20 protein-coding genes and 1 riboswitch are annotated in these 21,289 nt (G+C 69.9%); of the genes, 12 read left to right on the top strand and 8 right to left on the bottom strand.

Going from position 1 to position 21,289, the window contains the following annotated elements:
• The first annotated feature begins 40 nt into the window (after positions 1 to 40).
• From CQ045_RS14820 to CQ045_RS14780, 9 genes are all read left to right on the top strand, one after another.
• Positions 41 to 1,627 (top strand): fumarylacetoacetate hydrolase family protein, encoded by a 1,587-nt coding sequence (locus CQ045_RS14820; RefSeq protein ID WP_258131084.1) that lies wholly within the window; start codon positions 41 to 43, stop codon positions 1,625 to 1,627.
• A complete protein-coding gene (locus tag CQ045_RS14815) occupies positions 1,624 to 2,310 on the top strand; it encodes a GntR family transcriptional regulator (protein WP_105725319.1) in 687 nt (228 codons plus the stop codon). Before CQ045_RS14820 ends, CQ045_RS14815 begins: the two co-directional genes overlap by 4 nt.
• The gene (hpaE, locus tag CQ045_RS14810; RefSeq protein WP_105725064.1) at positions 2,307 to 3,803 is read left to right on the top strand and encodes a 5-carboxymethyl-2-hydroxymuconate semialdehyde dehydrogenase; all 1,497 of its coding nucleotides are present in this window, start codon (positions 2,307 to 2,309) and stop codon (positions 3,801 to 3,803) included. Before CQ045_RS14815 ends, hpaE begins: the two co-directional genes overlap by 4 nt.
• Before the next feature lie 33 nt (positions 3,804 to 3,836).
• Positions 3,837 to 5,000: a 3,4-dihydroxyphenylacetate 2,3-dioxygenase gene (gene hpaD, locus CQ045_RS14805; protein WP_105725062.1), complete on the top strand. Its 1,164-nt coding sequence runs from the start codon at positions 3,837 to 3,839 to the stop codon at positions 4,998 to 5,000.
• 9 nt (positions 5,001 to 5,009) lie between these two features.
• Positions 5,010 to 5,795 (top strand): fumarylacetoacetate hydrolase family protein, encoded by a 786-nt coding sequence (locus CQ045_RS14800; RefSeq protein WP_105725060.1) that lies wholly within the window; start codon positions 5,010 to 5,012, stop codon positions 5,793 to 5,795.
• Positions 5,780 to 6,580: an HpcH/HpaI aldolase/citrate lyase family protein gene (locus CQ045_RS14795; RefSeq protein ID WP_105725058.1), complete on the top strand. Its 801-nt coding sequence runs from the start codon at positions 5,780 to 5,782 to the stop codon at positions 6,578 to 6,580. Before CQ045_RS14800 ends, CQ045_RS14795 begins: the two co-directional genes overlap by 16 nt.
• A gap of 65 nt (positions 6,581 to 6,645) precedes the next feature.
• Entirely contained in the window at positions 6,646 to 7,878 is a 1,233-nt protein-coding gene (locus tag CQ045_RS14790) for an MFS transporter (RefSeq protein WP_105725057.1), read from the top strand.
• Positions 7,879 to 7,916: 38 nt separating this feature from the next.
• Positions 7,917 to 8,639, top strand: coding sequence for a DUF6882 domain-containing protein (locus CQ045_RS14785; protein WP_105725056.1), 723 nt, complete (start codon positions 7,917 to 7,919; stop codon positions 8,637 to 8,639).
• 31 nt (positions 8,640 to 8,670) lie between these two features.
• The gene (locus CQ045_RS14780; protein ID WP_105725055.1) at positions 8,671 to 9,759 is read left to right on the top strand and encodes an N-formylglutamate amidohydrolase; all 1,089 of its coding nucleotides are present in this window, start codon (positions 8,671 to 8,673) and stop codon (positions 9,757 to 9,759) included.
• 24 nt (positions 9,760 to 9,783) lie between these two features.
• Here CQ045_RS14780 and CQ045_RS14775 read toward each other — a convergent pair whose 3' ends face one another.
• The 6 genes from CQ045_RS14775 to CQ045_RS14750 form a co-directional block, all read right to left on the bottom strand.
• A complete protein-coding gene (locus tag CQ045_RS14775; RefSeq protein WP_105725053.1) occupies positions 9,784 to 10,572 on the bottom strand; it encodes an ABC transporter ATP-binding protein in 789 nt (262 codons plus the stop codon).
• Positions 10,569 to 11,390: a siderophore-interacting protein gene (locus tag CQ045_RS14770; RefSeq protein WP_105725051.1), complete on the bottom strand. Its 822-nt coding sequence runs from the start codon at positions 11,388 to 11,390 to the stop codon at positions 10,569 to 10,571. The genes CQ045_RS14775 and CQ045_RS14770 overlap by 4 nt, the downstream gene beginning before the upstream one ends.
• Complete coding sequence (locus CQ045_RS14765) at positions 11,390 to 12,412, bottom strand: iron chelate uptake ABC transporter family permease subunit (RefSeq protein ID WP_105725049.1); 1,023 nt, start codon at positions 12,410 to 12,412, stop codon at positions 11,390 to 11,392. Before CQ045_RS14765 ends, CQ045_RS14770 begins: the two co-directional genes overlap by 1 nt.
• On the bottom strand, positions 12,409 to 13,449 hold the full coding sequence (locus CQ045_RS14760) for an iron ABC transporter permease (RefSeq protein ID WP_181156589.1): 1,041 nt from the start codon (positions 13,447 to 13,449) through the stop codon (positions 12,409 to 12,411). The genes CQ045_RS14765 and CQ045_RS14760 overlap by 4 nt, the downstream gene beginning before the upstream one ends.
• Positions 13,446 to 14,438 (bottom strand): ABC transporter substrate-binding protein, encoded by a 993-nt coding sequence (locus CQ045_RS14755; RefSeq protein WP_105725045.1) that lies wholly within the window; start codon positions 14,436 to 14,438, stop codon positions 13,446 to 13,448. The genes CQ045_RS14760 and CQ045_RS14755 overlap by 4 nt, the downstream gene beginning before the upstream one ends.
• An 85-nt stretch (positions 14,439 to 14,523) precedes the next feature.
• The gene (locus CQ045_RS14750; RefSeq protein WP_105725043.1) at positions 14,524 to 15,288 is read right to left on the bottom strand and encodes an AraC family transcriptional regulator; all 765 of its coding nucleotides are present in this window, start codon (positions 15,286 to 15,288) and stop codon (positions 14,524 to 14,526) included.
• 134 nt (positions 15,289 to 15,422) lie between these two features.
• Between CQ045_RS14750 and CQ045_RS14745 the strand changes: the two genes are divergently transcribed.
• Positions 15,423 to 15,980, top strand: a complete 558-nt coding sequence (locus tag CQ045_RS14745) for a hypothetical protein (protein WP_105725041.1) — start codon at positions 15,423 to 15,425, stop codon at positions 15,978 to 15,980.
• A 76-nt stretch (positions 15,981 to 16,056) separates the two neighbouring features.
• On the opposite strand, the gene CQ045_RS14740 is transcribed toward CQ045_RS14745, so the two are convergent.
• Both CQ045_RS14740 and glyA read right to left on the bottom strand, forming a co-directional pair.
• On the bottom strand, positions 16,057 to 16,935 hold the full coding sequence (locus tag CQ045_RS14740; protein ID WP_105725039.1) for a bifunctional methylenetetrahydrofolate dehydrogenase/methenyltetrahydrofolate cyclohydrolase: 879 nt from the start codon (positions 16,933 to 16,935) through the stop codon (positions 16,057 to 16,059).
• Positions 16,932 to 18,206 carry a serine hydroxymethyltransferase gene (gene glyA, locus CQ045_RS14735; protein WP_105725037.1) on the bottom strand — a complete coding sequence of 425 codons (1,275 nt, stop codon included), beginning with the start codon at positions 18,204 to 18,206 and terminating at the stop codon, positions 16,932 to 16,934. Before glyA ends, CQ045_RS14740 begins: the two co-directional genes overlap by 4 nt.
• 40 nt (positions 18,207 to 18,246) lie before the next feature.
• A riboswitch (ZMP/ZTP riboswitch) is annotated at positions 18,247 to 18,331 on the bottom strand.
• Positions 18,332 to 18,439: 108 nt separating this feature from the next.
• On the opposite strand from glyA, the gene CQ045_RS14730 reads away from it, so the two are divergent.
• Positions 18,440 to 19,951 carry a family 20 glycosylhydrolase gene (locus CQ045_RS14730; RefSeq protein WP_105725035.1) on the top strand — a complete coding sequence of 504 codons (1,512 nt, stop codon included), beginning with the start codon at positions 18,440 to 18,442 and terminating at the stop codon, positions 19,949 to 19,951.
• Complete coding sequence (locus CQ045_RS14725) at positions 19,948 to 21,120, top strand: N-acetylglucosamine-6-phosphate deacetylase (RefSeq protein ID WP_105725033.1); 1,173 nt, start codon at positions 19,948 to 19,950, stop codon at positions 21,118 to 21,120. The genes CQ045_RS14730 and CQ045_RS14725 overlap by 4 nt, the downstream gene beginning before the upstream one ends.
• The last annotated feature ends 169 nt before the right edge of the window (positions 21,121 to 21,289 follow it).

The following is a 21,289-nucleotide window of genomic DNA, read 5'->3' as shown; positions in this document are numbered from 1 at the left end:
GCGGATCCGGAGTGCTTGCCGAGGGGTGAACCGATGATATATGATTTCGAATACGACGCACAAGGCGTCCTGCACGACAACGCAGACGAGCGCGAGGAGGCGCCCCGTGACGGATACCATCCACCGCCCCGGCAAGATCATCGCGATCCACCTGAGCTACGCCTCCCGGGCCGACCAGCGCGGCAGGCGCCCCGCCGCCCCCTCGTATTTCTTCAAGCCCGCCAGTTCCGTCGGAGTCTCCGGCGGCACGGTCGAGCGCCCCGCCGGCACCGAACTGCTCGCGTTCGAAGGCGAGATCGCGCTCGTCATCGGCACCGCCGCACGCCGCGTCCCGATCGACGAGGCCTGGGCCCACGTCGGCTGGGTCACCGCCTCGAACGACCTCGGCCTCTACGACCTGCGCGCGAACGACAAGGGCTCGAACGTCCGCTCCAAGGGCGGCGACGGCTACACCCCCCTCGGCCCCGACCTCATCGATGCCCGCACGGTCGACCCCACCGCCCTCCGCGTACGCGCCTGGGTCAACGGCGAGCTCCGCCAGGACGACACCACGGCCGGACTCATCTTCCCGCTCGCGCAGCTCGTGGCCGACCTCTCCCAGCACTTCACGCTCGAACCCGGCGACGTCATCCTCACCGGCACGCCCGCAGGCTCCTCGGTCATCGTCCCCGGTGACGTCGTCGAGGTCGAGGTGGATGCTCCGGATGCCGCGGGCTCTCCCTCGTCGGGCCGCCTGGTCACGACCGTCGTCCAGGGCGAGGCTCCCTTCGACGCCGACCTCGGTTCCCTCCCCGCCGTCGACGATCTGCAGCGCACCGAGGCCTGGGGCTCGGCCGAGGCCGCCGGACTCGCGCCCACCACCGGTGAGGGGTCGCCGAATGCCGCGCGAACCCCTGCCGACGCGGCGATTCCTGACCCCTCACGCCTCTCCCCGGAGCTGCGGGCCCAGCTGCTCGAAGCTCCGACGGCCGGGCTCTCGGCCCAACTCCGCAAGCGCGGGCACCACTCCTGCTTCGTCGACGGCGTCTCCGTCAACATCCGCGGCCGCAAGATCGTGGGCACCGCCAAGACGCTGCGCTTCGTGCCGTTCCGGGAAGACCTGTTCAAGGCCCACGGCGGCGGGTACAACGCCCAGAAGCGGGCGTTCGACGCCGTGGAAGAGGGCGAGGTCATCGTGATCGAAGCTCGAGGCGATGCCACCACCGGCACGCTCGGCGACATCCTCGCGCTGCGGGCGAAGGCGCGTGGCGCCGCCGGGGTCGTCACCGACGGCGGCGTCCGCGACTTCGACGCCGTCGCCGAGATCGGCCTGCCGGTCTTCTCGCAGGGGGCGCACCCGTCGGTCCTCGGCCGCAAGCACGTTCCGTGGGACGTCGATGTCACGATCTCCTGCGGCGGCGCGACCGTGCAGCCCGGCGACATCATCGTGGGCGACGGCGACGGCGTCATCGTCATCCCGCCTGCTCTCGCGGCAGAGGTCGCCGCCGACGCCGTCGCACAGGAGATCGAAGACGCCTGGATCGCCGAGCAGGTCGCCGCCGGCCACCCCGTGGACGGGCTGTTCCCGCTGAACGCCGAATGGCGCGCCCGCTACGAGGCGGCGACGACCGACCGGAGCGCGCGATGACCACGGTCGCCAGCGCCAGCAAGTCGGAGCAGGCCTATGCCTGGATCCGCTCGCGCATCTCGGCGCACACCTTCGGCCCCGGCTACCGCCTGGTCCTGGGCCCCATCGCCGACGAGCTCGACATGAGCGTCGTCCCCGTCCGCGAAGCGATCCGCCGGCTCGAAGCTGAGGGCCTGGTCACGTTCGAACGCAACGTCGGCGCCAGGGTCACCCTCGTCGACGAGGGCGAGTACGCGCACACCATGCAGACCCTCGGACTCGTCGAGGGCGCGGCCACCGCGCTGTCCGCGCCGCTCCTCGACGCCGACGCCCTGGCCGAGGCCGCAGAAGTCAACGAACGCATGACCCGCCTGCTGGAGCACTTCGACGCGCACACCTTCACCGAGCTGAACCGCCAGTTCCACTCGGTGCTGTTCGCCCCGTGCCCGAACCCGCACCTGCTCGACCTCGTGCATCGTGGGTGGGCCCGGCTCTCGGGCATCCGCGACACCACGTTCGCGTACGTCCCCGGCCGCGCGCATCACTCGGTCGACGAGCACACCCAGATCCTCGAGCTCATCCGCGACGGCGCCGACCCGCTGGAGATCGAGCTCGCCGCCCGCAACCACCGCTGGCGCACGAGGGACGCGTTCCTCGATGCGCTGCACGCCCGTACCGCCCAGACGACCGGAGACCTCTCATGACCGACTCGCGCATCCCCGCCGACCTGCCCGACCACATCCAGCACTACATCGACGGCGCGTTCGTCGACTCGGTCGACGGCGACACGTTCGACGTGCTCGACCCGGTGACGAACCAGACGTACACGACCGCGGCCGCCGGCAAGAAGGCCGACATCGAGCTCGCCGTCGCCGCTGCCAAGCGCGCTTTCGACGAGGGCCCCTGGCCGCGGATGCTCCCCCGCGAGCGCTCTCGTGTGCTGCACAGGATCGCCGACATCGTCGAGTCCCGTGACGCGCGCCTCGCCGAACTCGAGTCGTACGACTCCGGCCTCCCGATCACACAGGCCCTGGGTCAGGCGCGTCGGGCCGCCGAGAACTTCCGCTTCTTCGCCGACCTGATCGTGGCCCAGTCCGACGACGCCTTCAAGGTGCCCGGCCGCCAGATGAACTACGTCAACCGCAAGCCGATCGGCGTCGCGGGCCTCATCACCCCGTGGAACACGCCGTTCATGCTCGAGTCGTGGAAGCTCGGGCCCGCTCTCGCGACCGGCAACACGGTCGTGCTGAAGCCGGCCGAGTTCACGCCGCTCTCCGCCTCGCTGTGGGCCGGCATCTTCGAGGAGGCAGGCCTGCCGGCGGGCGTCTTCAACCTCGTGAACGGCCTCGGCGAAGACGCCGGCGACGCGCTCGTGAAGCACCCCGACGTGCCACTCATCTCGTTCACCGGAGAGAGCCGCACCGGGCAGATCATCTTCGGCAACGCCGCGCCCTTCCTGAAGGGCCTGTCGATGGAGCTCGGCGGCAAGTCGCCCGCCGTGGTCTTCGCCGACGCCGACCTCGAGGCCGCGGTCGACGCCACGATCTTCGGCGTCTTCTCCCTCAACGGCGAGCGCTGCACCGCCGGCTCCCGCATCCTCGTCGAGCGTTCGATCTACGAGGAGTTCGTGGAGCGCTACGCCGCACAGGCGAAGCGGGTCACGGTCGGCTACCCGCACGACCCGGCCACCGAGGTCGGCGCGCTCGTGCACCCGGAGCACTACGACAAGGTGATGAGCTACGTCGAGATCGGCAAGACCGAGGGACGCCTGGTCGCCGGTGGCGGTCGCCCCGAAGGCTTCGAGGAGGGCAACTTCGTCGCCCCGACCGTGTTCGCCGATGTCTCCCCCGATGCCCGGATCTTCCAGGAGGAGATCTTCGGCCCGGTCGTCGCGATCACGCCGTTCGACTCCGACGAGGAGGCGCTGTCGCTCGCGAACAACACCAAGTACGGCCTCGCCGCCTACATCTGGACGAACGACCTGAAGCGCGCGCACAACTTCGCGCAGTCGGTCGAGGCCGGCATGGTGTGGCTGAACAGCAACAACGTGCGCGACCTGCGCACGCCGTTCGGCGGCGTGAAGGCCTCGGGCCTCGGTCATGAGGGCGGCTACCGCTCGATCGACTTCTACACCGACCAGCAGAGCGTGCACATCACGCTCGGCGGTGCCCACAACCCGACCTTCGGCAAGAACTGAAATCCCTGAGCCTGATCACGCAAGGACGCTGACATGACACACCGCGAAGACATGACCCTGACCTCCTCCGGCTTCTACGTCTCCCAGGAGGCGCCGATCCGCTCCGAGAACCCCGTCACGACGCCGAAGAGCACGCCTCCGGACATCCTCCGCTGCGCCTACATGGAGCTCGTGGTCACCGACCTGGCGGCCTCCCGCCAGTTCTACGTCGACGTCCTCGGCCTGTACGTGACCGAGGAGGACGACGAGGCGATCTACCTGCGCTCCACGGAGGAGTTCATCCACCACAACCTGGTGCTGCGCAAGGGCCCGATCGCCGCCGTCGCCGCCTTCTCCTATCGGGTCCGCACCCCGGAGGACCTCGACCGCGCCGTCGAGTTCTACACCGAACTCGGCTGCGACGTGCGCCGCAACCCGGAGGGCTTCGTGAAGGGCATCGGCGACTCGGTGCGCGTGATCGATCCGCTCGGCTTCCCCTACGAGTACTTCCACGCCACCGAGCACGTCGAGCGGATGTCGTGGCGCTACGACCTGCACATCCCCGGCGAGCTGGTGCGTCTCGACCACTTCAACCAGGTCACCCCCGACGTGCCGCGCGCCGTGGGTTTCATGCAGGACCTCGGCTTCCGCGTCACGGAGGACATCCAGGACGAGGAGGGCACCGTCTACGCAGCCTGGATGCGCCGCAAGCCCACCGTGCACGACACGGCGATGACCGGCGGCGACGGGCCCCGCATGCACCACGTGTGCTTCGCCACGCACGAGAAGCACAACATCCTCGCGATCTGCGACAAGCTCGGCGCGCTCCGCCGCTCCGACTCGATCGAGCGGGGCCCCGGTCGGCACGGCGTCTCCAACGCCTTCTACCTGTACCTGCGCGATCCCGACGGCCACCGCGTCGAGGTGTACACGCAGGACTACTACACCGGCGACCCCGACAACCCGGTCGTCACCTGGGACGTGCACGACAACCAGCGCCGCGACTGGTGGGGGAACCCCGTCGTCCCCTCCTGGTACACCGACGCGTCTCTCGTGCTCGACCTCGACGGCAACCCGCAGCCGGTCGTCGCCCGCACCGACTCCAGCGAGATGGCCGTCACCATCGGCGCCGACGGCTTCTCGTACACCCGCGCCGAGGACGACAAGGACATGCCCGAGTACAAGCAGGGCGAGTACAAGCTCGGCCACCAACTCTAGGAGGCACGGATGCTGTCAGACGAGACCATCACGCAGATCGCGGCGGAGCTCGCCGAAGCCGACCGCACCCACAGCGTGATCCCGCGCATCACGGCCCGGTACCCGGAGGCGACCGTCGAGGACTCCTACGCGATCCAGGGGGTCTGGCGCGACCAGAACCTCGCCGCGGGTCGCCGGCTCGTCGGGCGCAAGATCGGCCTGACATCCAAGGCGATGCAGCAGGCGACGGGCATCACCGAGCCGGACTACGGCGTGATGTTCGACGACACGGTCTACGAGTCCGGCGCCGAGATCCCCGTCGACCACTTCTCGAACGTGCGCATCGAGGTCGAGCTGGCCTTCGTGCTGAAGCGTGCGCTGGAGGGTCCCGACTGCACCCTCGAGGATGCCCTCGCTGCGATCGACTATGCCGTTCCCGCTCTCGAGGTGCTCAACTCGCACATCGAGCTCGAGGGCCGGACGATCGTCGACACGATCAGCGACAACGCCGCATACGGCGCGATGGTGCTCGGGACGGTGCACAAGCGCCCCGATGAGATCGACCTGCGCTGGGTGCCGGGCGTCCTGTCCCGCAACGGCGAGATCGAGGAGACCGGCGTCGCCGCGGGTGTCCTCGGGCACCCCGCGACCGGCGTCGCGTGGCTCGCGAACAAGTTCCACCAGCACGGCGCGCGTCTCGAGGCCGGGGAGATCATCCTGGCAGGATCGTTCACACGCCCGATGTGGGTGTCGCGTGGCGACGAAGTGCTGTGCGATTACGGACCGATGGGAACAATTGCATGCCGCTTCGTCTAGACCCCTCGTTCCGCGAGCAGCTCGCGGAATCCGACCGACCGTTCGTGGGAATGTGGGTGTGCTCCGGCAGCCCGCTGCTCGCCGAGGTCGCGGCCGGGTCGGGAGTCGACTGGCTGCTGATCGACATGGAGCACTCGGCGAACACGCTCGACTCGGTGCTGCTGCAGCTCCAGGCCGTCGCCGCGTATCCGGTCGCCCCGCTCGTGCGCGTGCCGTCGAACGACGCCGTCGCGATCAAGCAGATCCTCGATCTCGGCGCGCAGAACCTGATCGTGCCGATGGTGTCGTCCGCCGACGAGGCGCGTGCCGCCGTGGCCGCCACCCGCTACCCTCCGGAGGGCGTGCGTGGGGTGGGCAGCGCCCTGGCCCGCAGCGCTCGCTGGAACCGCGTCGATCGGTACCTGCAGGAATCCGCTCAGCACACCTCTCTCACGGTGCAGATCGAGACGGCCGCGGGCGTCGAGGCTGCTGCCGACATCGCCGCGGTCGACGGCGTCGATGCGGTGTTCGTCGGGCCGTCCGACCTGTCCGCCTCGATGGGTCTGCTCGGTCAGCAGACTCATCCCGAGGTCACCGCCGCGGTCGAGAAGGTGTTCACCGCGGTCAAGGCCGCCGGCAAGGCCGTGGGCGTCAACGCGTTCGACCCCGCAGCCGCCGACGCCTACCTCGCGGCCGGCGCCGACTTCGTGGCCGTGGGTGCGGATGTCGCTCTGCTCGCCCGCGCATCCGAAGCCCTCGCAGCGCGCTTCATCTCCGCAGACGGAAGCGCGCGCGCCAGCTACTGACCCGTTCGAACCGCGTTCCCCGCCCCGTGGCAGGATGGCCGGATGCGCAGAAGCGAGGCTGTGAAGTGATCCGCGGACTCGCCGCGATGCAGGACCGCAACTTCCGCTGGTTCTTCCTCGCCCGCGCGATCACGATGATCGCCGGCTCCATGTCGTCGATCGCCCTCGCCTTCGCGGTGCTGGAGATCGACAACGACGCGCGGTCGCTGTCGGTCGTTCTCGCCGCCTTCACCGTCAGCAACATCGTCTTCGTGCTGTTCGGCGGTGTGGTGGCCGACCATCTGCCGCGGGCGCTGATCATCCAGGCCTGCTACGTCATCGACATCCTGTCGATCGGCACGATCGCGGCGCTGCTGTTCACCGGCAGCGCCACGATCCCGCTGCTCGTCCTGCTCTCGATCGTCAACGGCGCCTCCACCGCGTTCGTGCTGCCCGCGATGCAGGGCATCATCCCGCAGCTGACCACACCGGAGCACCTGCAGCAGGCGAACGCGATGCTCTCCTTCGTGCGCTCGGCCGTGACGATCGGAGGCCCGATCATCGCGGGCATCCTGGTGGCGACCTCCGGCCCGGCGTGGGCGATGGTCGTGCAGGCGGCGGGCTGGGTGGTCGCGATCCCGGTGCTGGCGCTCGTGAAGCTCCCTCCGCCGGCGCACGCGGGCGGCACGACGATGTTCCACGACCTCCGCATCGGGTGGCGGGAGTTCTGGAGCCGCTCGTGGCTGTGGACGATCGTGCTGGCCTTCATGGTCATGAACGCCATCCACGTCGGCGCCTGGGGCGTCGTGGGCCCCTACATCGCGAAGAACGACGACCTGCTCGGGATCACGGGCTGGGGGTGGGTGGTGAGCGCCGAGGGCGCCGGCGTCCTGCTGATGACCCTGCTGCTGATGTGGTTCCCCCTCCGGCGTCCGCTGCGCTACGGCATGCTGGGCATGGCCGCGTTCGCGATCCCGTTGACGGTGCTGGGCGTGCATCCCGCAGTCGTGCTGCTCGCCATGGCCGCATTCATCGCCGGTGCGGGCGCCGAGGTGTTCAGCACCGGATGGAACCTCGCGATGATGGAGAACATCCCCGGTGAGAAGCTGTCTCGGGTCGCCAGCTACGACATGCTCGGCAGCTTCGTCGTGATGCCGATCGGCACCCTGATCTACGGCTGGCTCATCACGCATGCGGATGCCGCGACCGTCCTGATCGCCTCGGGCGTGGTCTATGCGGTCATCGCTCTGGTCACACTGCTCGTACCGAGCGTGTGGCGCATGGGCCGCCCGGAAGCGGTCGTCTCGGCGATGGTCTGAACTAGCGGATTCATAGCATTCCCCGCGAGACTGTCGGCATGACCTTCGCCGCGCTCCAGCCCCTCGCCGACCGTGCCGCCCTCTTCGTCGCACTCCGCCAGGATGCCCTCGCCGCCGCCGCCGACGCGCTCGGCGAGCACCGCTGGGACGCGGACATGGCGGCGGGCACCCTCACCTTCACGGCGAACGCCGACCCGACGCGGCAGCTCGTCGCCCGTGCGCACCTGATCGCGACGATCGCGCCCGGACCCCGTTCGCTGCTCTGGGCGTGGGCGCACCCCAGCGGTGACCCGCAGGGCGTCGCGGCGCAGCTGCGCGCCTACGGCACCGAGCACGGCATCGCCGAGCTGACGGCGCCCGAAGTGCCGTTCCCGGCCGACGTCGCGAGCGACGACGAGTGGATCGCGCAGGCCGCGCACACCGTCGGCGGCGTCGCCGTCGAGCTGACCGGACGCTCCCCGTACTACTCCGCCCCGGTCGGCAACGGCACGCGCGCGGTGTTCATGCTCGACGCGCCGCTCGCACCGCTCACGGTGGCCGACGCGGTCATCGCCCTTCCCCGCGTGCTCTCCGGCACCTCGCTCCCCGACGCGCGCACCGCGGTGTGGGACCTCGCCCGGCTCGCCGGATGGACCCTGACCTGGACCGACGAGGCATTCTCCGGCGCGAGCGTCACGGATGCGACGGGCACGGCGACGTTCCGCTTCGACGAGCAGGCACGCATCAGCGGCATCGAGAGCTCGCTGCACGCCCAGGGGTGATCCCACCGAGGGGCGCGGTTACCATGAGCGCATGAGCGACCTCGACCTCATTCCCGCAGGGCACACCTTCACCGCGCGGGAGATCACGGTCTTCGCCGACAGCGACCGGCGCACGCTGGACGAGGCGATCGCCGAGGCCGACGTGCTGGTCAGTTGTCCTCATGCCGGCGCCCGCATCCCCGAAGAGCTCCTACCGTTCCTCTCCCCCGCGCTGACCCGGCGGCTGCAGTACGACTTCACCGACGTCGCCACCGAGGCGATCGTGCGCGAGTGGGCACGGCACGACCGCCGGATCGTCGCCGTCATCAACCCGCATCCGCGCCTGGTCCGCGATCCCAACCGGCCGCGCCCCGCCGACATCGCCGCCGATCTGACCACAGCCATCGAGCGCACGCGCGCCGCCGGAGCCTGGCAGAAGGTCGACCTCTCCGGCGTGGATGCGATCCGCCCGGTGACCTTCTCGTTCTTCCCGATCCTCGAGGTTCCGCAGGACGCGGCCGAGCTCGAACGTCTCGTGCGCACCTTCATCGAGGTCGGAGAGCGCGGACTCGGCGTCTACGAACGCACCAGAGACGATCTGACCGAGCGCTTCGTGACCGAGAAGCTCCGCACCGGCGGACGTTTCACGCGGCTGTCGTTCCACGACACCATGAACACCACGACGACGCGCGAGGGTGCGGTGGACGTGCCGCGCATGCCGGAGGATCGGCTCCCCGCCGTCGTGGCGCTGTCCGATCGCGGCGACACCCGTGGCGATGAGCGCGACCCCGCCGATCCGCCGACGATGGATCCGGAACGTCTTCGCGCCCTCGCCGATGCTCATCGTGCGGGGTTCCGCGTCGAGCAGCCCGACGCGGTCGCGCTGAACACCCCGTACCTCGGCAGCCAGGAGATCCGTGCGGCGGGAGCCCGATTCCGCGAGCTCGCCGACCGGGCAGCGGAAGCCGCGCTCGAGCTCGATGCGGTGCAGGCGGAGTTCCTTCGCGAATACCTGCTCGGGCCGGACGCGGTCGCCGAGCTGCACCGACCGGGAACGGACTGGATCCGTGAAGACCCGGCCCACGTGCGCGAGGTGGCCGAAGCGTGTCAGCGCGCATGGGATCTGTACCGCGCGCTCTGAGCGAGGCCGTACCGCTCCGGGTGCTCAGCGGCGCCGGGGCACCACCATCGGCGTCGCCGTCTCGGGGTCGGAGATCACCGTGCAGTCGAGGTCGAACACGCGCGCCATCACCTCGGGCGTGAGCACCTCCTCCGGAGCCGCTGCGCTGAGGATCTCGCCATCCCGCATGGCGACGATGCGGTCCGCGTACCGAGCAGCCTGGTTGAGGTCGTGCAGCACGGCGACGACGGTCGTCCGCTGCTCGCGGTTGATCGCCCGGAACAGGTCGAGCATGTCCAACTGATGCGTGATGTCGAGGAACGTCGTCGGCTCATCCAGCAGCAGCACGTCGGTCTCCTGGGCGAGGGCCATGGCCAGCCACACACGCTGACGCTGCCCTCCGGAGAGCTCATCGACCGGCCGATCCGCCAGCTCCTGCACCGCGGTGCGCTCCATGGCCCGGCGCACCGCCTGCTCATCGGTCTCGCTCCAGCCCGAGAAGGCACGGCGGTGCGGGTAGCGGCCGCGCGCGATGAGGTCGGCGACCCGCATGCCGTCCGGAGCCTCGGCTGACTGGCTGAGCAGACCGAGCTCCCGCGCCAGCTCCTTCGCGCCCCGCGTGCGGATGTCGCGGCCGTCGAGGAGCACCGACCCGGCCAGTGCCGGGAGCAACCGGGCGATCGTGCGCAGCAGGGTCGACTTCCCGCAGGCGTTCGGCCCGATGATCGCGACGAAGGAGCCCCGCTCGATCGTCAGGTCCAGGTCGACCGAGATCGGCCGCCCGTGCGGGTATCCGGCGGAGAGACCGCGGATCTCGAATGTCGCCTCTGTCACAGTCCGTTCCTCGTCAGCAGCTCGTCCACCAGGTCTCGCTGGATCTCGTCGTCTTCCCCGTTCTCCCAGATCGCGGCGATCCGGTCCTCGAGCTCCGGGTGGCGGGTGAACTCGGCGACCCAGCGTTCCTCGTCGCGCCGCCAGTACCCCATGGTCATATACCGCGACGTCGGCCAGCCGAGCGCGTGGCGCACGAGACGGCGCACCTCGCGCATGATCGTCGCCTCGCCGGAGAACCAGAGGTAACTCGCGTCCGGGACGACCGCGGTCTCGGCGACGACGTGCGGGAGCATCTCGTCGCTGCGGACCCAGCGCAGCGTGTCATCTTTCCGGATCGGCAGATCCTGACGGTCTCGCGCGTCGTCGACCGACACGATCACGCAGACAGGAGGATCCGTCGCGGTGCGCTCCTCGAGGATGCGTCCGATCGCAGGGAGGGCCGTGGCATCGCCGACGAGAAGCACGCGATCCGTCCCCTCCGGAGGGTGGAAGTGTCCGCGCGGGGTATCGAAGGCCACGCGATCCCCCTCGCGCGCCTCTCGAGCCCAGCGCGTCGCCGGTCCGTGCGCGTGGACGACGAAGTCGATGTCGAGCTCATCGGACTCGGGTCGCCAGGCTCGCACCGAGTAGTAGCGCTTGGCCTCCTCCCCGTCGACCGTCGAGAGCCAGAGACCGAAGAACTCGTCCGGGCGTCCGCTCGACACGAACGGTCCGCCGTCGTCCGTGCGGGCACCGCGGAGAGTGATCCGCAGCATGTTCGGTGTGACCGCGGTGCGGGCAGCCACCTCGGCGGAGTAGACGGGGGTGTCGGTGCGCATCAGCGCCTCCTTCGATTCGCGCCGGAGAGCATCCAGGCGAGGTACAGTCCGCCGATCCCGATCGTGACGAGTCCGGTGGGGAGCATGGTGGGTGCGAACAGCCGCAGGGCGAGCAGGTCGCTGAAGACGAGGAGGACAGCGCCGGTCACCGCCGATGCCGCGAACGGGATGGGACCGCTGCGCCACAGGCGCTTGGCGATCTGAGGGGCCGCGAGCGCGATGAAGGCGATCGGTCCTGCTGCCGCGATCGTGACGGCGAGCAGCACCACACCGACGATCATCGCGGACAGTCGCAGTCGCGTCGGCCGGACGCCGAGTGACGCCGCACGATCCTCACCCAGCTCGTAGAGCGCGAGTGCGGGCCGCAGCCCGGTGATCGCGAGCGCTCCCAGCACCAGGGTCACCAGGATCACCGGGATCCATCGACCGTCGATGCCGTTCAGCGACCCGGCACCCCAGATCGCGGCGCTGCGCGAGACCACGTCGTCGGCGGCGAGCTCGATCATCGTGTTCATGGCGCCCAGCATCGCGGTGAGCGCGATGCCCACGATGATGAGCCGGGTTCCGCTCGCGCCGCGCCAGGCGACGAGCGCGAACACGAGTGCCGCGGACAGGATGCCACCGCCGATCGCGCCGACGGTGAGCGCGACCGTGCTCACCGTCCCTCCGACGATGACGATCAGGGCGCCCGTGTAGGCGCCGGCGGAGAATCCGAGGATGTCAGGGCTCCCGAGCGGGTTGCGAGTGATCACCTGGAAGAGGGCTCCGGAGAGGGCGAGCATCGCCCCGATCGCGGCTCCCAGCACGACTCGCGGCAGGCGCCAGCCGACGACGACCAGCCGTGTGCCGCTCTCCCCTCCGCCGAGCAGCGCCGTGAACACATCCGGCACCGAGACGGCTGCCTCCCCGAGCGTGAGACCCGCGCCCCCCAGCACCAGCAGGATGCCCACGGAGCAGACCCAGATCAGCGTGCGGCGGCGTCGGGTCGCGGTCGGCGCGGCGACGACGGACCCCGCGCTCATGAGGGCGCTCCGTCGGCCTGCACGCGCCGCGAGAGCACGAGAGCGACCAGCACGGGCGCGCCGAGGAACGCCGTCATCACGCCGACGGGGATCGAACGCGGGGCGATCAGGAGGCCGCCGAGCACGTCGGCGGCCAGCAGCAGGATGGGGCCGACGAGGGTGCTGTAGATCAGGAGCCGACGGGTGTCGGGCCCGAAGATCGCTCGCAGGGCGTGCGGCACGAGCAGCCCGACGAACGCGATCGGTCCCGCGGCCGCCGTCGCCGCTCCGCAGAGGACGGCGATCGCGATGAATCCGCCCAGGCGCACGGCCCCGACCCGGCCACCGAGGGCGCGTGCGGTGTCCTCGCCCAGTGCGAGCAGCCCGATTCCCGGGGCGATCACGACCACGACGAGCAGACCGAACGCGACCACCGCGAGAGTGAGCGTCGCGGCTTCGAGGGAGCGTCCGCCGAGGGCACCGGCCCCCCACAGCCGCATCGCCTGATACGAGGCGGGGTCGATCAGGCTGAGCGCCGAGGTGGCGGCGGAGAGCACGGCGGCGACTGCGACGCCGGTGAGCGCGAGACGTCCGATCGAGGCGCCGCGACCGACCCCGCCGATGAGCGCGACGACGGCGCTGGCGAGCGCTGCACCGGCGAATGCGAACCACATCGTGGAGCCGAAGTCGCCCACGCCCAGAACGACGATGGCGATCGCGACCGCGAGCGAGGCGCCGGCGTTGACACCGAGAAGCCCCGGCTCGGCGAGCGGGTTGCGGGTCAGGGTCTGCATGATCACCCCGGCGACCGCGAGGGCGCTGCCGGCCGCGATCCCGATGAACGTGCGCGGCAGCCGGACGTCCCTGACGATGAGGTCCGCCTCGGTTCCCGTCGGTGCGGTGAGCGCGGCGACGAGCTCGTCGAACGACAGGGTGTGCGGTCCGACCGCGATGCTGATACCGACCGCGGCGACGAGCAGCAGCAGCACGATCGGCAGGACGATCGCGTCGGACGGACGACGGGTGCGCCGCCGTCCGTCCGTGGCGATCCCGGTCACTGCGACAGCGGCTCGAGAACCTTGGCGGTGAGCTCGTCGATCCACCCTTGCGCGCTGCGGTAGTCGGTCACGCTCGTCACCAGGCCGTAGACCTGTCCCGACTTCGCGATGTCCAGCTGCTGGAACAGGCTGCTGTCGATGACGTCCTTGATCGCGGGCATCATGCTGCCGTCAGGGTTCTCGAACGTGAGGCCGACCGTGACGCCGTCGAGGATCGTGCCGATCTGCTCCAGCGAGAACGAGGCGTATCCGAAGCCGCCCTCGTCCTCCAGCGGGATGCCCGCACCGTACGTGAGGCCCATCTCGTTGACGATCAGGTTGCCGGTCGAGCCGGTGGGCAGCTGGATCGAGAACTGCCCCGCCTCGTCGCCGAGAGAGAAGTTCGCCCAGGTGTTCGCGGCGATGACGTCGGCGTACTGCTCCTTCACCTCGTCGCGACGGGCCTCGTAGGAGGCCTTCGACTCCTCCCAGGTGTCGTGGGCGCTCAGCGCCGTCGACAGGTCCTCGGTGAGCGACTGCCAGTCGCCGCGCTCGTCGCCGCCGATGATGACGGTGGGCGCGATCTCGCTGAGTCGCGTGAACGTCGCCTCATCGACCTCGTAGGCGTCGCCCACGATGATGTCGGGGGCGGCGCCGGCGAGCGCCTCGAAGTTGATCTCGCCGTAGGTGCCGACCTTCTGGGCATCGGCGATGTACGCCTGCTGTTCCTCGGTGTATCCATCGATCCACTGGCTGTAGTCGATCGTGGCGACGACCGGGATGTCGAGCGACATCACCTGCCAGGGCGTGTCGTACGAGACAGCGGCCACGCGCTCGGGTTCCGCGGGCACGGTCACTTCGCCGTAGACGGTGTCGACGACAGTGGTGCCGCCGTCGGAGCCTCCATCGGCGGAGGACTCTCCGACGGGTGAGGCGCACGCGGTCGCGGCGAGGAGGGGGACGATGATGGTTGCTGCGAGCGCGACTCGCAGGCGCGGTGATGGGCGCACGGGTTCTCCAATTAAGGCAAGGGTTACCTAATTATGTCGCCCTCTCCTGCCCGATTCGATATGGAGAGTTGCGTCGATCGGTCGACTATGCGCGCGAATCGGTCATCGAACCATGCGTGCGGGCGAACACGCGCGGTGAGACCCCGCTGCGCCGCCGGAAAGCGGCCGAGAAGGCCGCAAGGGATTCGAACCCGACCGCCCTCGCCGTGCGCCCCACCTCGGTCCCGTTCGCGAGCATCGACATCGCGAGCTGAAGGCGCAGCTCCGCGCGCCAGTGCGAGAACGTCATCCCGGTCTCCGCGGCGAACTGTCGGCTGAACGTGCGCACGCTGACGGCCGACTGCGCCGCCCAGACATCGACGGTCCTCCGATCCGCCGGGTCGGCGATGAGCGCGTCCGTCACCTCGCGCAGCCATCCGCTCCCCGGCGTGGGGAGTCCGACCTCCGTCTCGCGCGAATCGGCGAGTAGGTCGAGGGCGAACGCCTCCGCGCGTGCGCGGCGGGCGGGGTCGGTGTAGCGGCCGAGCTCGGCGAGCACATGATCGAGCAGCGGCGGCACCGAGGTCACGACGACGCGGCCGGTGAGCCGCGCTCCTGCATCCGGCTCGAACCACGTGCACCGCATGGTGTTCCCCGGAGCCGCGGTCACCTCGTGCACCACCCCGGCCGGGATCCAGACGCTCGTCCCCCGCGGGGCGATGTACACGGCCTCGGGGGTGACGACCGTGACGGAACGGCTGATCGCCGACAGCAGCTCGTGATCGTCGTGCGCGTGCGCCGGCCAGTGCGCACCGTCGGCCGTGGTCAGAATGTCGATCGAGTCCAGGAGGGGATCGAGGTCGATCGTCATGGCGGGCTCCCGGGTGGGCGACGGAGGCGGGCGCAGCGCACCGCCGAATCAGTGTACGACCGGGGCGGCGGACGTTTCGGACCGCCCGGGGACGGAGGGTGTGCTCCGCGACGCTCCTGTGGGATTCTGGTCGCATGAAGAACGGAATCGTCCGGTTCGCCGCACTCTACGTGTTCAACGTCGCGGTGCTGCTCCTGATCGGCCTCCTGCTGCCGGGCGTCTCCGTCGGGCTGAACGCTCTGTGGGCGTCCGTCATCCTGACTCTCGCCGCCCTGTTCGTGAAGCCGCTGCTCGCCGGAGCCATCCGCAGGTCCGCGGCGAAGTCGGCGGCCGAGCGCACGAAGACCGGTGAGAAGATCGTCCAGTACGTGCTCGTCTACCTCGTCGAGCTCATCATCTGGGTGCTCACGGTGTGGTTGAGCGGGGTTCGCGCCTCCGGCTTCTGGGGCTTCGTGCTGCCACCGCTCGCCCTGCTGTTCGGCTGGATGATCTACGACCAGATCGACGACAGGATGCGCGCCAAGGCGGGCGAGATCTACGACTCCGTGCAGGCGCGGGTGAGGAGAGGCGGCGCGAAGACCCCCTCCTCCGCAGCCGCCCCGCCGGAGCCGCCGGAGACCAGGGCCGCACGCGACGAACTCAGCGACGGGCTGACACCGGAACAGCGGCGGATGCTCGACGAACTGGGCTGATCCGGGCGCGCCGAACGAGAAAGGCGCCCGTCCCGTTGCGGGTGGGCGCCTTTCCTGTGCGGAGTGCCGGTCGTCGTCAGAGCGACCGCTCGGCGGCCTCCACCACGTTCGTCATGAGCAACGCGACCGTCATCGGGCCGACACCGCCGGGGTTCGGGGAGATGTACCCCGCCACGTCGGCGACGTCCGGAGCGACATCGCCGAACACCAGGCTCTTGCCCGTCTCGGCGTCGGTCTCGCGCGTGACACCGACATCGAGCACGGCGGCACCGGGCTTGACGTCTTCGGCGCGGATCAGATGCTTCACCCCGGCCGCGGCGACGATCACATCGGCCTCCCGCAGGTAGCGCGGCATGTCGACGGTTCCGGTGTGCGTGAGCGTGACCGTGGCGTTCAGGTCGCGTCGCGTGAGCAGCAGCCCGATCGAGCGGCCGATCGTCACCCCGCGGCCGACCACGACGACATGCTTCCCCTTGAGGTCGTAGTCGTTGCGCAGCAGCAGCTCGATGACACCGCGCGGAGTGCACGGCAGCGGGGTGTGGATCGGGCCGTTGACGTTGAGCACGAGCCGGCCGAGGTTGGTCGGGTGCAGGCCGTCCGCATCCTTCGCCGGGTCGATCCGCTCCAGGATCGCGTCGGTGTCGATGTGCTTCGGCAGCGGCAGCTGCACGATGTACCCGTGGCACGCGGGGTCGGCGTTGAGCTCGTCGATCAGCGCTTCGACCTCGGCCTGGGTGGCATCGGCCGGCAGTTCACGCTGGATCGAGTTCATCCCGATCCCCTCCGACTGCCGGTGCTTCATGCCCACATACAGCTGCGACGCCGGATCGGAGCCCACGAGCACCGTGGCGATGCCCGGGGTGACCCCCTTCGCCTTGAGCGCGGCGACGCGCTCCGTCAGCTCGGCGCGGATCGCGGCCGAGGCCGCCTTCCCATCGAGGATCTTCGCGGTCACTGCTGCAGGTCCGCGTAGAGCGGGAACGCGGCGGCCAGCGCGTCGACGCGGGCACGCAGGGCCTCGACGTCAGCGCCCGGCAGCAGCGCGAGCGCGATGATGTCGGCGACCTCGGTGAACTCGGCTTCGCCGAAGCCGCGGGTGGCGAGCGCGGGCGTGCCGATGCGCAGTCCCGAGGTCACCATCGGCGGACGCGGGTCGTTCGGGACCGCGTTGCGGTTCACCGTGATGTGGATGTCGTGCAGGAGGTCTTCGGCCTGCTTGCCGTCGATCTCGGCGTCGCGCAGGTCGACCAGCACCAGGTGCACGTCGGTGCCGCCCGAGCGCACTGCGATTCCGGCATCCTTCACGTCCTGCTGCGACAGGCGCTCCGCGATGAGCTTCGCGCCGCGCAGCACGCGCTCCTGGCGCTCCTTGAACTCGGGGGTGCCGGCGAGCTTGAACGCGGTCGCCTTCGCGGCGATCACGTGCATGAGGGGGCCACCCTGCTGCCCGGGGAACACCGCGGTGTTGATCTTCTTCGCGAGCTCCGCGTCGTTCGTGAGGATGAAGCCCGAGCGCGGGCCGCCGATCGTCTTGTGCACGGTCGAGGAGACGACGTGCGCGTGAGGAACCGGGTTCGGGTGCAGGCCCGCGGCGACCAGACCGGCGAAGTGCGCCATGTCGACCCAGAGCAGCGCTCCGACCTCGTCGGCGATCTCGCGGAAGGCCGCGAAGTCCATCGTGCGCGGGTAGGCCGACCAGCCGGCGATGATGACCTTCGGCTTGTGCTCGATCGCGAGGCGACGGACCTCTGCCATGTCGATGGTCGAGGTCTCGGGGTCGACCCCGTAGGCGACGATGTCGTAGAGACGGCCCGAGAAGTTGATCTTCATGCCGTGGGTGAGGTGACCACCCTGGTCGAGCGACAGACCGAGCAGCGTGTCGCCGGGGCGGGCGATGGCATGCAGGACGGCGGCGTTCGCCGAGGCGCCGGAATGCGGCTGCACGTTCGCGAACTCGGCGCCGAACAGGCTCTTGGCCCGCTCGATCGCCAGGGACTCCGCGACGTCGACCTCTTCGCAGCCGCCGTAGTAGCGACGTCCGGGGTAGCCCTCGGCGTACTTGTTCGTGAGAACGGACCCCTGCGACTGCAGCACGGAGACGGGGACGAAGTTCTCCGACGCGATCATCTCGAGGAACGTCTGCTGACGCTTCAGCTCACGGTCGAGCACCTCGGCGATCTCGGGGTCGACCTCGGCGAGCGGGGCATTGAAGTAACGGTCGGTCATGGTGACTTGCTCCTTTGACGACGGATTCGAAAGGGGTGTTCCAATCGGCCCAGGCGCGCGGTCGAATTCCGTGGTCAGTCGCTCCCCGGTGGTAGTCCACCCAGACGCCAGTCGCGACGCTTACGAGCATAGCGGATGCCGCAAGCCGAGAACGCGGACGTCTCGACCCCGGACCGCAGAATCGATTCGATTCCGCCGTTCCGCTGAGGGGCGTCGACGGGTAGGTTTTGTTCATGGTCCTTCCTCATCCTCTTCCGCTCGTGCCCGCGCCCGTGTCCGCCACTGCACGAGAAGGACGGATGCCGATCACCGCGACGACGCGGGTGCTCGGCTCCTCCCCCGCTGCCGCCCAGCTGATCGAGGCGGTCGAGCGCCGCACCGGCATCCGTCTCGCCTCCGTCGAGACGGCTCCGGCCGAGATCGAGCTGTTCGTCGATCCGAACTCGTCCGCGCCGGAGGGCTACACGCTCGAGATCGGCGATCGCGCGATCGCCGTCGGCGCCGATGAGGCCGGGCTCTTCTACGGCGTGCAGACGCTGCTGCAGCTGCTTCGGCAGGACGACTTCGGCTGGGGACTGCTCCGCGCCGATGTCGCGGACTCCCCGCGCTTCCCCCGACGCGGTGTGATGCTCGACGTCGCGCGGCACTTCTTCGGCGTCGACGACGTGAAGAAGTTCATCGACAGCACGAGCGCGCTCAAGTTCAACCACCTGCACCTGCACCTCAGCGACGACCAGGGATGGCGCGTGCACATCGACTCCTGGCCGCGGCTCACGGAGCTGTCCGCCTCGACGTCCGCGAACGGCGACCCCGGCGGGTTCTACACGAAGGACGACTACCGGAAGATCGTCGACTACGCCGCGGCGCGGCACATGATCGTGATCCCGGAGATCGACCTGCCCGGGCACACCCACGCGATCGGCGTGGCGTACCCCGAGCTCGTCGAGGCGCCCGTGATGAACGACAACCTCATCGCGGATTCGAGACGACTGGGCCAGCCGCTGCCCGTCGCCGGGGAGATCTACCTGGGGTGGGGCGTCGGGCACTCCAGCGTCCGTATCCACGAGGAGCGCACCTACGACTTCGTGCGAGACGTCGTGCGTGAACTCGCCGAGATGACCCCCGGGCCCTACATCCACATCGGCGGTGACGAATCCCTCGGCACTCCTCAGGCCGACTTCGATCTGTTCGCCGAGCGCGCGACGGCGATCGTCGTCGAAGCGGGCAAGACTCCGGTCGCCTGGCACGAGATGGGTTCGGCCGCGGACATCGCCGAAGGGACCGTCGGGCAGTACTGGGGCATGACCACGCCGGAGGGCACCCACGCCGAGGAGGCGGCCCACTTCGTCGAGCGTGGGGGCGCCCTGATCATGTCGGCGGCGAACGTCACCTATCTGGACATGAAGTACACGGAGGACTTCCCCCTCGGTCTCACCTGGGCCGCGATCATCGACGTCCGCAGTGCCTATGAATGGGAGCCGACCACGATCCTCGACGTGCCGGACACCGCCATCCTCGGCGTCGAGGCCCCGCTGTGGTCGGAGACCACCCGCACCCTCGACGACGTCGAGCAACTGGTGTTCCCGCGGGCCGCGGCCCAGGCCGAGGTGGCCTGGTCGCCGCGGGAGGCTCCGGAGCGCGTCTGGGAGTCCTTCCGCGTGCGACTCGGGTCTCTCGCGCCGCTGTGGAAGGCTGAAGGGGTCGACTTCCACCCCGCAGACGAGATCCCCTGGAGCGCCCGTTGAGCACCCACTCCTCCGCGACCGGTTCGCTGGTCATCCACTCCGCCCGCATCGTCGACCGCGGTGAGGTCGTCGAGAACGGCTGGATCCGCGTCGAGAACGGCGTGGTCACCGCCCGCGGGACGGGCGCCGAATGGACGCCCGCCGATGAGGTCGTCGATGCCGCGGCTGTCGCCGGCACCGGCGCCGTGCTCACCCCCGGCTTCATCGACATCCACGGGCACGGTGGGGCGGGAGCCGCCTTCGACGACGGCGTGGCGGCGATCCGCACCGGGCGCGATCTGCACCGCGCGCACGGCACCACTCGCGCCGTGATCTCGCTCGTCACCGCATCGCTGGACTCGCTCGCCCGCAGCGTCGCGATCATCGCGGATCTGACCGAGACGGATGCCGACATCCTCGGCTCGCATCTCGAGGGCCCCTTCCTCGATCCCGGTCACCACGGCGCCCACGAGCCGTCCCTGCTGCGGCATCCGACGGCCGACGACGTCGCCGGTCTGCTGGACGCCGGGCGCGGCACGGTGCGCCAGATCACGATCGCGCCGGAGCTTCCCGGCGGCCTCGACGCGATCAGGCAGATCGTGGCGGCGGGCTCCGCCGCGGCCGTGGGCCACACCGACGCGGATGCGACCATGGCCGTCGCCGCCTTCGAGGCAGGGGCGTCGATCCTCACGCATGCCTTCAACGCCATGCCCGGCATCCATCACCGCGCTCCCGGACCGGTGCTCGCTGCCGCGGCCGATCACCGCGTGGTGCTGGAGGCCATCGCCGACAACGTGCATCTCGACCCGCACGTCATCAAGCTCGTCTTCGACTCCGCTCCCGGCCGCGTGGCACTGATCACCGACGCGATGGCGGCGGCGGGCAGCGCCGACGGCCATTACGACCTCGGTGCGGTGAGCGTCACCGTCGAGAACGGCGTGGCACGGGCCGATGACACCGGATCGATCGCCGGCTCCACGCTCACGCAGGACGTGGCGCTGCAGCGGGCGATCCAGGCCGGGGTGATGCTCCCGGAGGCGGTTCGAGCGCTGACGGAGACGCCGGCGCGGGCGATCGCGCGCGACGCCGCACTCGGCGGTCTGCGCGTCGGCATGCTCGGCGATGCGGTGCTGCTGGATGCGGAACTGCGCGTCACGCGCGTGTGGACGGGCCCACGGCTCGTCCTCTAGCCGAGCGGGCAGCGCGCGACGCGCAGCTCTGCGCACTCCGGTCGTTCACATGCGGAGGATGGGGGGCCGCCGTTCCCCAGATCGGCGGCCCCGTTCCCCCTCCTGAGATGGGGGGCCGGGCTCTCCTCCCCCGAGGCTCCCGACCCACCCGACCGGTGCAGAATCTGTC

Origin of the sequence: Microbacterium sp. MYb66 (assembly GCF_002979435.1) — a bacterium.
Lineage (GTDB): Bacteria > Actinomycetota > Actinomycetes > Actinomycetales > Microbacteriaceae > Microbacterium.
Note: the sequence above shows the minus strand (reverse complement) of the source record. Positions and strands in the feature narration are given on the sequence as shown.

What these genes read in the sequence shown, in the direction of transcription:
- CQ045_RS14780 (WP_105725055.1), top strand. Translation starts at nt 8,671, where the DNA reads ATGAGCGACCTCGACCTCATTCCCGCAGGGCACACCTTCACCGCGCGG.
- CQ045_RS14820 (WP_258131084.1), top strand. Translation starts at nt 41, where the DNA reads ATGATTTCGAATACGACGCACAAGGCGTCCTGCACGACAACGCAGACG.
- glyA (WP_105725037.1), bottom strand. Translation starts at nt 18,206, where the DNA reads ATGACCGACCGTTACTTCAATGCCCCGCTCGCCGAGGTCGACCCCGAG.
- CQ045_RS14730 (WP_105725035.1), top strand. Translation starts at nt 18,440, where the DNA reads ATGGTCCTTCCTCATCCTCTTCCGCTCGTGCCCGCGCCCGTGTCCGCC.
- CQ045_RS14795 (WP_105725058.1), top strand. Translation starts at nt 5,780, where the DNA reads ATGCCGCTTCGTCTAGACCCCTCGTTCCGCGAGCAGCTCGCGGAATCC.
- CQ045_RS14750 (WP_105725043.1), bottom strand. Translation starts at nt 15,288, where the DNA reads ATGACGATCGACCTCGATCCCCTCCTGGACTCGATCGACATTCTGACC.
- hpaE (WP_105725064.1), top strand. Translation starts at nt 2,307, where the DNA reads ATGACCGACTCGCGCATCCCCGCCGACCTGCCCGACCACATCCAGCAC.
- CQ045_RS14765 (WP_105725049.1), bottom strand. Translation starts at nt 12,412, where the DNA reads ATGAGCGCGGGGTCCGTCGTCGCCGCGCCGACCGCGACCCGACGCCGC.
- CQ045_RS14770 (WP_105725051.1), bottom strand. Translation starts at nt 11,390, where the DNA reads ATGCGCACCGACACCCCCGTCTACTCCGCCGAGGTGGCTGCCCGCACC.
- CQ045_RS14785 (WP_105725056.1), top strand. Translation starts at nt 7,917, where the DNA reads ATGACCTTCGCCGCGCTCCAGCCCCTCGCCGACCGTGCCGCCCTCTTC.
- CQ045_RS14800 (WP_105725060.1), top strand. Translation starts at nt 5,010, where the DNA reads ATGCTGTCAGACGAGACCATCACGCAGATCGCGGCGGAGCTCGCCGAA.
- CQ045_RS14745 (WP_105725041.1), top strand. Translation starts at nt 15,423, where the DNA reads ATGAAGAACGGAATCGTCCGGTTCGCCGCACTCTACGTGTTCAACGTC.
- CQ045_RS14815 (WP_105725319.1), top strand. Translation starts at nt 1,624, where the DNA reads ATGACCACGGTCGCCAGCGCCAGCAAGTCGGAGCAGGCCTATGCCTGG.
- hpaD (WP_105725062.1), top strand. Translation starts at nt 3,837, where the DNA reads ATGACACACCGCGAAGACATGACCCTGACCTCCTCCGGCTTCTACGTC.